The organism is Streptococcus oralis, from assembly GCF_001075875.1.
Classification (GTDB): domain Bacteria; phylum Bacillota; class Bacilli; order Lactobacillales; family Streptococcaceae; genus Streptococcus; species Streptococcus oralis_I.
In genome coordinates this window covers 1-10457 of record NZ_JUOS01000155.1, presented here as the reverse complement: position 1 = coordinate 10457, position 10457 = coordinate 1, and the positions used below count along the sequence as shown (strand labels likewise).

The window sequence follows — 10457 nt, the reverse complement described above, 5'->3', positions numbered from 1 at the left end:
GAGGTTGTGGATAGAACTGACGAAGTCAGTAACATATATACGGCAAGGCGACGTTGACGCAGTTTGAAGAGATTTTCGAAGAGTATTATCAGAAAATGAAAAAAATAAAACGCATAGTATCAAGGTTTTTCAACACCTGATAGTATGCGTTTTTCTGATTGTAAAGATTTTTTCTCAACCTCTTTTTGTTAAGCTTCTTTTTTCAATAGGAGAGAAACAAGGACTGATGTCGCAATCATCCATGCTCCTAGAATGATAAAGGTCATTCGACCATTCGTTGTTACTAAGCCAATTCCTGAAAGAACAAAAGGTGTTAAGGAGGCACCAAAACTACATCCCAAAACAGCATAGGAAGTTGCTTTGTTGAGGAGTTTTGCTGGGATTCTTTCAGATATCAATTGAAAGACTGTCGTAAGGGCAATGCTATAGGCAAATCCTCCTAAGACCGAACCTGCAACGACCACCCAGAGTGAAGGGGAGAGAGCAATGATGATTTGCCCAATACCAAAGGTGACACCCGCAACCAATAGAAGTTTTTCCTTAAAGGCAGAGATGAGAAAAGAAAAGCTAATTCCCGCCAGAATCCCAATCAACTGCATGGCACTGAGTACCAGACTAGACAATTGAGCATCTCCAAAGCCTGCCTCAATCATGAGACTAGGAATACGGAAGGTAATAGCTGTATTGGTACATACAATGACTGCAGCACCAACAGCTAGAAAGAAAATAAACTGTTTCATGGAGCGAGTTAGTTTCGCTACTTCTTCTGTCTTTTGCTTGGACTCATGAACTTCTTCTTTGTTATAAGGGACAAAGAGAAGGAAGAGAACAAGAACCACTAAACCTGCTGCATAGGCTAAGAAGGTTGCAGTCCATCCAAAGGTCAAGAGTTGACCAACTGCCAGAGTCAAGATAGAGGCTCCCACTACCTCAGCTGACCCACGAAAACCAAGCATCTGGATACGAGTTTTGCCATGGTACCGTTCACTGATGATCGAAATAGCCTTGGCGTTTAGCATCCCCACACCAATCCCAAAGAGAAGACGAGTGGCAAAGACAAAGAAGTAACCCTGATACCAGAAGGGAGCTGTTCCGCTGATTGACAAAATCAAAAGTCCCAAGGTCAACTGGAGGCGTTCAGGGAAAATACGCTCAAGAACACCATTTAAGAGGAGCATGGCCATAATCCCAAAGGATGGAAGGCTGACCAAAAGCTCGACCTGACCAGTCGAATAGCCCTGATAATAGTCAAACATGGCTGGTAGGGCACTCGATATTGAAAATGATGTGATCAATACTAACGACAGGGAAAGTATACTCACTTTTTCCAAAAATTGTTTCATTTTATCCTCATTCATTATTTATGTTAAGTCAAAAGAGCTAGATATTACTGTAGAGATAAAAGATATCTTTCATCTAGTCCCTATCACTCTTTTAGCAAAAAGGTCCTTTCCTATCATACACTGTTTCCCAAAAATTGGCAAGCAACTGCTTTATAAGTTCAACATAAAAAGTAGGACCATCAGACTCGGAGAAGCCTCGATGGTATCCTACTTTTATAGATTTTAGTACACTATCTTACTTAGATTTTCAAGAATCGGCGCATTGAGATTCCTGAACCAAGTGAACCGATACAGATTCCAATGAGGAACAAAAGACCGATCATCAGTGGAATAAAGGTATCTGGGGTAATCAAGGATAGGTTTTGTCCAACCAAGGATGGGTTGACAGATTGGAATACTCGGTTATAGATAAAGTAAACCAGAACTGATGGAAGAGCTGCTCCCAACAAACCAATAAAGGCACCTTCTAGCAAGAATGGGCCACGGATGTAGCTGTTTTTAGCACCAACCAAACGCATGATTTGGATTTCACGACTACGTGAAATGATAGTGATACGAATGGTATTTGAGATCAAGAAGACCGCGATGAAAATCAAGAGTCCTGCAATGAACAATCCCCAAACACGGATGAAGGAAGCCAACTTGAAGAGACGTTCCGTATTGGCACCACCGTCTTGAACCTCAGAAACTCCTTCGATTTTCTTAGCTTCTTCAGCTACTGGTTTTACATCACTTGGTGAATTGGTATCTACGATGTAGGCATCATGAAGAGGATTGGCATCTCCTTCAAAAACCTTCCACTCGTCACCCATGGTTTCAGTCAGCTTTTGGTACTGCTCTTCTTTACTTGAGAAGGTTACACTTTTAACAGCTGGCATAGCCTTGAGGGCATCGTAAACCTTGTGGTAATCATTGTTTGTAACTGTTTGGCCCTCTTTGACAATGGTTTCACTATTGTCTTCAACATCCTTACGGACATAAACCATGACGCGGACGTTGTTTTCGATATCCGTTGCCAATTTTGCAGTATTAAAGATAACTGAGGCAAAAATTGCAACCAAGGTCAAGGTAATCATTACTGAACTGACAGCAGCAATGGTCATCCACCCATTACGCTTTAAACTCTTTAAAGCTTCGAATAGGTGACGGAAAAATCTACTAATCATCGTATCCGTACTCTCCTTTCGCTTCGTCACGAACCACACGACCATTCTCGATGGCAATGACACGGTGGCGCAAGGTATTTACGATTTGGCTATTGTGAGTCGCCATCAAAACAGTCGTACCTTGGAGATTGATGCGCTCCAAGAGGTTCATGATTTCCCATGAGTTGTCCGGGTCCAAGTTACCTGTTGGTTCGTCGGCAATCAATACCTTAGGATTGTTTACAATAGCGCGAGCAATGGCGATACGTTGTTGCTCACCACCTGATAATTCATTAGGGAATGAACGAACCTTATGCTTCAAGCCGACAAGATCCAAAACTTCCATAACACGTTTTTTGATATTGCGACGGCTTTCACCGACAACCTCCATTGCGTAAGCAATGTTCTCATAAACAGTTTTCTTTGGCAAGAGTTTGTAATCCTGAAAGACGACGCCTACGTTTCTACGCAAAAGCGGGATCTCTCTCTTTTTAATCTTAACAAGATTAAAACCTGCAACCTGCAAACTTCCTTTTTCAACTTTAACCTCACGATACAAGGCACGGATAAAGGTTGACTTACCTGCACCTGAAGGACCTACGATATAGGCAAACTCTCCTGGTTCAATATTTACAGAGACGCCACGTAGGGCTGTTGTCCCGTTGTCATACTTTTTGACAACATCTCTCATTTCAATGATCGACATGTGACTTCCTTTCTTTTAACTAATACGCCATTTTAGATAGGCATCGATGAAACCATCTAAGTCTCCATCCATGACCTTATCTACCTGCGCAACTTCAAAACTGGTACGGTGATCCTTCACCATGGTATAAGGGGTAAATACGTAGGAACGGATTTGGCTTCCCCATGTAATTTCTTTCTTATCCCCCTTAAGGGCATCTACCTCCGCAGCTTTCTTTTCCTGCTCCATCTGATAGAGTTTTGACTGAAGCATCTTCATCGCACGGTCACGGTTTCCATACTGAGTACGGTCAACAGTCGATGCAACAACAATCCCTGTTGGAATGTGGGTCAAGCGGACACCTGTTGAAACCTTGTTGACGTTTTGTCCACCTGCTCCACCCGAGCGGAAAGTATCCATCTTGATATCATCTTCTCGGATGTCAACTTCAATAGTATCATCCAACTCTGGCATAACTTCTACAGAAGTAAACGAGGTGTGACGACGCTTAGCTGAGTCAAATGGTGAGATACGTACCAAACGGTGAACTCCCATTTCTGACTTGAGAAGTCCATAAGCATTTGGCCCTTCAAAAGACAAGGTCACCGACTTAATTCCTGCTTCATCACCAGCTTGATAGTCCAAGACTTCAACCTTAAAGCCTTTAGCGTTACCATAACGAGTGTACATACGAAGGAGCATATCGCCCCAGTCTTGGGCTTCTGTTCCACCAGATCCTGGGTGAATCTCTAAAATAGCATTATTATGATCATAAGGCTCTGATAAGAGCAAGGTCATCTCGTAGCTAGTCATCATCTGATCTAGCTCAGCTAACTTCTCCACCAACTCATCCTTAACAGACTCATCCTCTGCTAAAAAGTCTAGTAAGATTGCAACCTCATCCTGCAACTCTTCCATGGTATGGAAGGTATTGTAGGTATTTTTTAGTTCATTTAATTCTTGCGACGTTTTTTGGGCCGCAATATTATCGTTCCAAAAATCAGGTTCTGTCATTTTGTTTTCCAAAATGGCAATTTCTTCTTCTAACCCTTCGAGGTCAAAGAGACCCCCTAAAAGAAGCTAATTTTTCACGATTGGCGTCAATTTTTTGACGGATTTCTGAAATGTCCATATATACTCCTTTTTTGTATCGTTTTATTATACCATAATTTTTCTTATTTATCTAATCGGTGTTTTTTAAAATTTCTTATCAAAATATTTCGATTTGAAGACTAAGAGAATTTTTTCAACAATTTAGGGGTAAAGAATCAAAAAACATCCCAAAGCTGATCAATATTCTCATTCTAAAAACATTGATCGATTCTTTGAGATGTATATAAATACTATTTCATGAGAAAGCTAGGTAATGACTGAAATACTAGCACATAGGGAACTTTCTCAAAAACTTAGTATGAGGTAGAAAGCACTTATTCTTTATCTGCCTTCAAAGTCGAAGTTTCTTGGGCATCTGCTGATTTTTCTTCCTTATCTACCGGCTTATCAGAATCCTTCTTAGGATCTGCTTGATTTCCCTGAACTTCGTCCTCTTTTACAGGATTTAAGCTCCAAATACCATCTTGATTGACCTTGTAGCCATCAGGTGTTGTCCCATTTCTTAGAAGCGAACCATCAGCTTGGAAATAGTACCAGTTGCCATTCAACTGTTTCCAACCAGTCTCCATTGCGCCGCTAGTATTGAGATAATAACGAGAGCCATCAATCTCTTGAAGACCTGTTAGCATGATGCCTTCCTTGTCTAGATAGTACCATGTGTCCTTATCTTTGAACCAACCTGTCTTCATAGCTCCGCTAGTTGCAAAGTAGTAGTAATGATTGTCCAGCCATTTCCAGCCGGTCTGCATAGCTCCACTTGCATTGAGATAATAGCGAGTACCTTCAATTTCTTGTAGGCCAGTTTGCATGATACCTTCTTTATCTAGATAATACCAAAGATCGTTTTCTTTGAGCCAGCCTGTCTTCATTGCTCCACTACTTGTGAAGTAACTATAATGATTATCAAACCATTTCCAACCTGTTTGCATAGCCCCACTTGCATTTAGATAATAGCGAGCACCTTCAATTTCTTGTAGGCCAGTTTGCATGATACCTTCTTTATCTAGATAGTACCAAAGTTCCTTGTCTTTTAACCAGCCTGTCTTCATCGCTCCACTACTTGTGAAGTAGCTATAATGATTATCGAACCACTTCCAACCTGTTTGCATGGCTCCACTTGCATTTAGATAATAACGAGTTCCTTCAATCTCTTGTAGGCCAGTTTGCATAACACCTTCTTTATCCAAGTAATACCAAGTATCTTTATCCTTGATCCAGCCTGTTTTCATCGCTCCGGAACTTGCAAAATAGTTCCACTGACCTTCAATCAAGGCCCAACCTGTTTGCATAACTCCCTTATTATCAAAGTAGTAGGTTACTCCATTGATTTCCTTTTTACCAACTATTTGTTTTCCTTCTTCATCAAAGTAGTACCAGTTTGATTCAATTTTTTGCCATCCAGAGCCTGTCCCATCTGACTGTAATTCCCCACTACTTGCAAAGAACATTTTCTTACCATTAAAGACTTGTGAGCCAGTAAGCATTTTACCATCTTTATCAAATAGGTACTTTTTGTCACCTATTTCAGCTAGTTCATTGTATGTTCTAGCACCAGACCATGTGATATAGTACCAAGTCCCATCATGCTTAAACCAACCTGATACCTGCATACTTCCATCGTTGTTGAGATAATACCAGTTTCCATCTATTTTTTCTTTAGAATCTTTCAGATGAAGCCATCTATCAGCCTGCATTTGGCCTTGTCCATTAAAGAAATAGTAAACCCCATTAATTTTTTTCCAACCAATAGCCATTTGATCATCAGATAGACGATATTTCCAGTAGCCATCTTCCTTATACCACTTTTCTGATACTGTAGGAATATCAGGGAAAGAGTCTGATACATTTGAAAAACCACTATCGCTGATATCAAATACTGTCGCATCTTTGGTTTTACTATAAGCCTTGATAATTTGTATATTTTTTTCTCGAAGCAAATTAGTTGTTGATTGACGATTGATATCTGCTCCACTTGTTTGAACAACTATGCTAGGTGACAAATTTTCAATAAAGTTAACTGTGTTTGAAATCGTGGCATCATAATGATGATTCCATTTCATCATATCTACTTTACCAATTACAGGACCTAATCTATCTTCAGCCCCCTGATCATTATCTAAGTCTCCACCTAGATAGATTTTCTTACCAGCTACATTCACCACAGCAACAATTGAGTTAGAGTTATCATCATAGACTCTTTTTAAATTCCCATCAGGACCATACTCATTTTTATAATTGTATAGTTGGATATCCATATCACCCAATTTAAAATGACTATCCTGATCAGAAATATCTTGAATAAGAGTTACACCACGTTCTAGAGCTGTTCTCACTGCATTATCATAATTATAGAGATTATCCCACAATCTCCACTGTGTTGTAATACGTTCGTCTGAATATTTTTTGAGATAAAATCTGTCAACAGAGTAACGTTTTAAAACTTCATCTGCAGTACCAATATGATCACTATGAACATGGGTTCCTAAAACAAAATCTAATTTTTTAACACCAACTTGTTTTAAATGGCGGAAAAGTCTGTCCTCAATTGTATCTTCATTCTCCCTACTAATTCCCCAACGATCTGGATAGAGTGGATTACTTCCATCTGGAAAATCATAGTCTTCACCCATATCAATTAAACCAAAATGTCCATTGCTTTCCAAGAGGATAGCATCACTTCCTGACTTTGATTTCAAATTAATAAAATGGATCCTATTACCTCCACCAGTAGAAATAGTATCAGCAAAAGCTGGTTTCGATAAAGATAGTATCACTAAGGTATATAGAAGACAACTGTATAATAGTATATTTTTTATTTTTAAATTTTTCATATAAATTATATTTCCCTTTATTTAATTGAATATTCTGTTAACTTTTCTATTTGTAAAAGTTTAAACTCTTACTTTCGATAAGCCTTTATACTATGGCTATACCACTCCTGCATTTCTTTTGATGGCGGAGTCATGTAATCCCCATACATCTGGGTTAAAAAAATATCGTAATTCTTTGGAATAGGTACCATTCGACCTTCAAACTCTGTTAAAATCAGTTCTTTAAGGGTTCCTGCTGGAAAGACTTCTTTCATTTTTTCTTTTCCAACTCCAATGGCTCCTTCATAAGTAGGATTGTCTGTCACACTATTTTTAACTAACTCATCTATTTTCTTATAGAAATATCTCGGATTAACTAGTCTAAGAGGATACCAAGTACACAAGCGAAGGAAATCTTTTAATTTGCTATCTCCGTGAACCGCACGTTCTTTTTTGATATAGGCAAGCTGACGCAAGGCAACATATTTATAGCTCTTGTCAACGATGCTCAAATCTGAAAATTGATCAATCGGAAAGACATCAATGAACAAACTTGTATCATGACGCTTGTATTTTACGTTATCTTCAATAACTGTTGTTGTATCTAAAATAGCTGCAAAATTATGGAAATACCATGAAGAGGTATCGTAGGAAAGAACTCGATATACAGGATGTTGGTCTTCCTCAATCGCTTTTAATAGACGCTCATAGTCTTTTCTATACAGTGAAATATCGATATCATCATCCCAAGGAATCATTCCCTTATGACGAACAGCTCCCAACATGGTTCCATAGCTAAGGAAATAAGGAATGTCATTTTTTTTACAAATTTCATCAACATAGTCCAAAATACCTAGTTGAATTTCTTTAATCTCATTTTTTTCTAAGTACTGCATTTAATCCTCCAATTTATAGGCTTCAAATTCGTGACTATAAAACTGTTTTTCTTTTGGTGGAAGAGTCATATAATCACCATAATACTGCTTCAAAATAGCATCGTATTGTTTCGGTGCTGAAAGCAATAAATGTTCAAAAGGAACTTCAACCAAATCTTCAAATACTTCTTTGGCAAAGACTTCTTTTTCCTTAAACTTTGATGGAATAAAAGCGATATATTTACCATCTTTTACCCTATACTTTTGAATTTGCTGTTCAATTTGACTCGCGAAATAACGGGGAGAAATAGGACGAAGTATAAACCAGAAGAAGGAACGAATCAAGTCTTTTAATTTACTATCTCCATAAACAATATTCTTGTGCTTACTGAAGGATAATAATTTAAAACTTTCCAACTTATAGCACACATCGATAACTTTAGTATCGTCGAAAGAATCCATTGGAAAAATATCAATGAAAATTCCAGAATCATAAGTTTTTGTATTTCGTGTATCCACTATTCTCGTTGTCGAATCTACAATCTTTATAAAATTATTATAGTAGTGATCATCAGTTTCCAAAGATAAAATTTTATATTTCGATTGTTCTTGATGAAATAACTGGATAAAACGTTCGTAGTTTTCACGTGTCATAGAGAGGTCTATATCATCATCCCAGGGGATAAAACCCTTGTGACGAATAGCTCCAATCAAGGTGCCATAATTGATAAAATAATCAATATCATGCTTTTTACAAAACGAGTCAATAAAAGCTAAAATATCAAGTTCAATTTGTTTAGCCTCTTCGATACTTAATCTTCTCATCTATTCCTCCTAAGATTTTTTAATACGTTTTTTGAGCGAGATGACATGACCTAAAAATTCATAAAAGATACTATCTTTGGTCCAAACGAGCAAACCAATGTAGCTAAGAGCTGATAAGACCATGATGATCACCATATTGATCAAGAAAGGTAGGTTGATAACCATTTTGACCGGATAAACAAGATTAACTAAAAAGTAGATCGGAACAAATGTCAAAGCGAAAAGAGAATAACGCACCGTATATTTGAAGATATGTCCTAGATTAATGAGCTTGGTCTTATGAATAAAGATAATGTAAAGTATTAGGAGAAAACTTTCCGATAACATCGTCGTAATCAAATAATACTCCGGTGTAATAATATTATTAAAGTAGAGGAGACTATCAAGAACTAGGTTTAGTCCACCAGCAAATAAGGTATAAACTGTAATTCTTTTTTCAAATCCATTTGTAAAGAGAATTTGAGAGCCTAGAATAGTATCTAGGGCAAGAATAATCGTGCGAAAAGCAAAGAGGGATGTTAAGATGCCACCACCAATATACTTCTCACTACCATACAAAAGGATTGCATTTGGCCCTAAAATCATCAATCCAAAACTAAGTGGAATGATGAAGAAGTTGAAAATGCGACTTCCTCGATTCACCAAATTTACATACTCTTCTTTTTTTCCAATACCTAGATAGTAGCTCAAGCGAGGAACACTGACTCCAATCGCACCTGTAACAACACCTGCGATAACCGTTACAATCCGTTGTGCCATCGTATAATAACTGACATTTACATCAACTCCGGTTTTTACCAAAAAGAGACGATCAAGGAAGGTGAATAACATATTGGCATTGGCAAAGATCAGCATGGCCGTCAGAGGAAGAAAGAGAGGTTTAAATTCTTCCAAAGAAACCTTAACAAACTGGATATCTCTTTTAATCCAAAAATAACTAATGAGATAATTGATCAGAGTTGAAAGACTCATAATCAGTGTATAGATAACAATATCATGCTCATTTTTTACAAACATGAAGATGGATACCAACATGAGAATACGGATGAAGGCTGTTTTATAAAATAAAAAACTATAATTTTCAAGAGCTTCATTCACCCATTCAATCGAGAATATTTGTGCAATGAGTTGAACACCCATTACCAAAAAAATCTTTTTGATAACAGGATTACTATTAAAGAATAAAGGATACGATAAAAGATAGACGGCACTTGTAACAATCGTACAAGCTACACACAAATAAAAAAGACTTGAAAAGACTTTATTTAATTCCTTCTTATTATCTTTTACATTACTAATAGCTCGAAGTCCGTAATTATAGACTCCATAGGTTGCAAAGGGCAAGAAAAAAGACAGGATGGTATCAACAGAGTTGAAATAACCATAGTCTGTTCGATCTAGAACACGCGCAACATAGGTACCCGTCAAAATTGGGAAAATAATATTTAAAACACGAATCCCCATATAAGCCAGGGCATTTAATTTTATACTTTTCATTCAATTTACCTCGTTGATTTATTATATCATAAAGTTAGTTAAAAAACCTATTTGACTGGGAAATCTGTTCCTCAAGCCATGTTTGTCCTCCCTGGCGAAATCTTATACTCTTCGAAAATCAAATTCAAACCTCGTCAACGTCGCCTTGCCGTACTCAAGTACAG

8 protein-coding genes are annotated in these 10457 nt (G+C 37.7%); all 8 read right to left on the bottom strand.

Translation table 11 applies throughout. The features are described from left to right. Positions 1–188: 188 nt before the first annotated feature. On the bottom strand, positions 189–1343 hold the full coding sequence (locus tag ADM33_RS08595; protein ID WP_049504538.1) for an MFS transporter: 1155 nt from the start codon (positions 1341–1343) through the stop codon (positions 189–191). 239 nt (positions 1344–1582) lie between these two features. Further along, positions 1583–2509, bottom strand: coding sequence for a permease-like cell division protein FtsX (ftsX, locus tag ADM33_RS08590; RefSeq protein ID WP_049504537.1), 927 nt, complete (start codon positions 2507–2509; stop codon positions 1583–1585). Continuing rightward, entirely contained in the window at positions 2502–3194 is a 693-nt protein-coding gene (ftsE, locus tag ADM33_RS08585) for a cell division ATP-binding protein FtsE (RefSeq protein ID WP_049504535.1), read from the bottom strand. Before ftsE ends, ftsX begins: the two co-directional genes overlap by 8 nt. 15 nt (positions 3195–3209) lie before the next feature. Further along, positions 3210–4305, bottom strand: a protein-coding gene (gene prfB / locus ADM33_RS08580) for a peptide chain release factor 2 (RefSeq protein ID WP_152906829.1) whose coding sequence is annotated in 2 segments (ribosomal slippage) — positions 3210–4232 and positions 4234–4305 — 1095 coding nt in all. Because the reading frame shifts where the segments join, the coding sequence is not laid out codon by codon here. Positions 4306–4600: 295 nt separating this feature from the next. Continuing rightward, positions 4601–7117, bottom strand: coding sequence for an MBL fold metallo-hydrolase (locus ADM33_RS08575; RefSeq protein WP_049504532.1), 2517 nt, complete (start codon positions 7115–7117; stop codon positions 4601–4603). A 68-nt stretch (positions 7118–7185) separates the two neighbouring features. Continuing rightward, a complete protein-coding gene (locus ADM33_RS08570; protein WP_049504531.1) occupies positions 7186–7992 on the bottom strand; it encodes a LicD family protein in 807 nt (268 codons plus the stop codon). Next, positions 7993–8796 (bottom strand): LicD family protein, encoded by an 804-nt coding sequence (locus ADM33_RS08565; RefSeq protein ID WP_049504530.1) that lies wholly within the window; start codon positions 8794–8796, stop codon positions 7993–7995. A gap of 9 nt (positions 8797–8805) precedes the next feature. Next, a complete protein-coding gene (locus ADM33_RS08560; protein ID WP_049504528.1) occupies positions 8806–10293 on the bottom strand; it encodes an oligosaccharide flippase family protein in 1488 nt (495 codons plus the stop codon). Between the last annotated feature and the right edge of the window lie 164 nt (positions 10294–10457).

What these genes read in the sequence shown, in the direction of transcription:
- ADM33_RS08595 (WP_049504538.1), bottom strand. Translation starts at nt 1,343, where the DNA reads ATGAAACAATTTTTGGAAAAAGTGAGTATACTTTCCCTGTCGTTAGTA.
- ftsX (WP_049504537.1), bottom strand. Translation starts at nt 2,509, where the DNA reads ATGATTAGTAGATTTTTCCGTCACCTATTCGAAGCTTTAAAGAGTTTA.
- ftsE (WP_049504535.1), bottom strand. Translation starts at nt 3,194, where the DNA reads ATGTCGATCATTGAAATGAGAGATGTTGTCAAAAAGTATGACAACGGG.
- ADM33_RS08575 (WP_049504532.1), bottom strand. Translation starts at nt 7,117, where the DNA reads ATGAAAAATTTAAAAATAAAAAATATACTATTATACAGTTGTCTTCTA.
- ADM33_RS08570 (WP_049504531.1), bottom strand. Translation starts at nt 7,992, where the DNA reads ATGCAGTACTTAGAAAAAAATGAGATTAAAGAAATTCAACTAGGTATT.
- ADM33_RS08565 (WP_049504530.1), bottom strand. Translation starts at nt 8,796, where the DNA reads ATGAGAAGATTAAGTATCGAAGAGGCTAAACAAATTGAACTTGATATT.
- ADM33_RS08560 (WP_049504528.1), bottom strand. Translation starts at nt 10,293, where the DNA reads ATGAAAAGTATAAAATTAAATGCCCTGGCTTATATGGGGATTCGTGTT.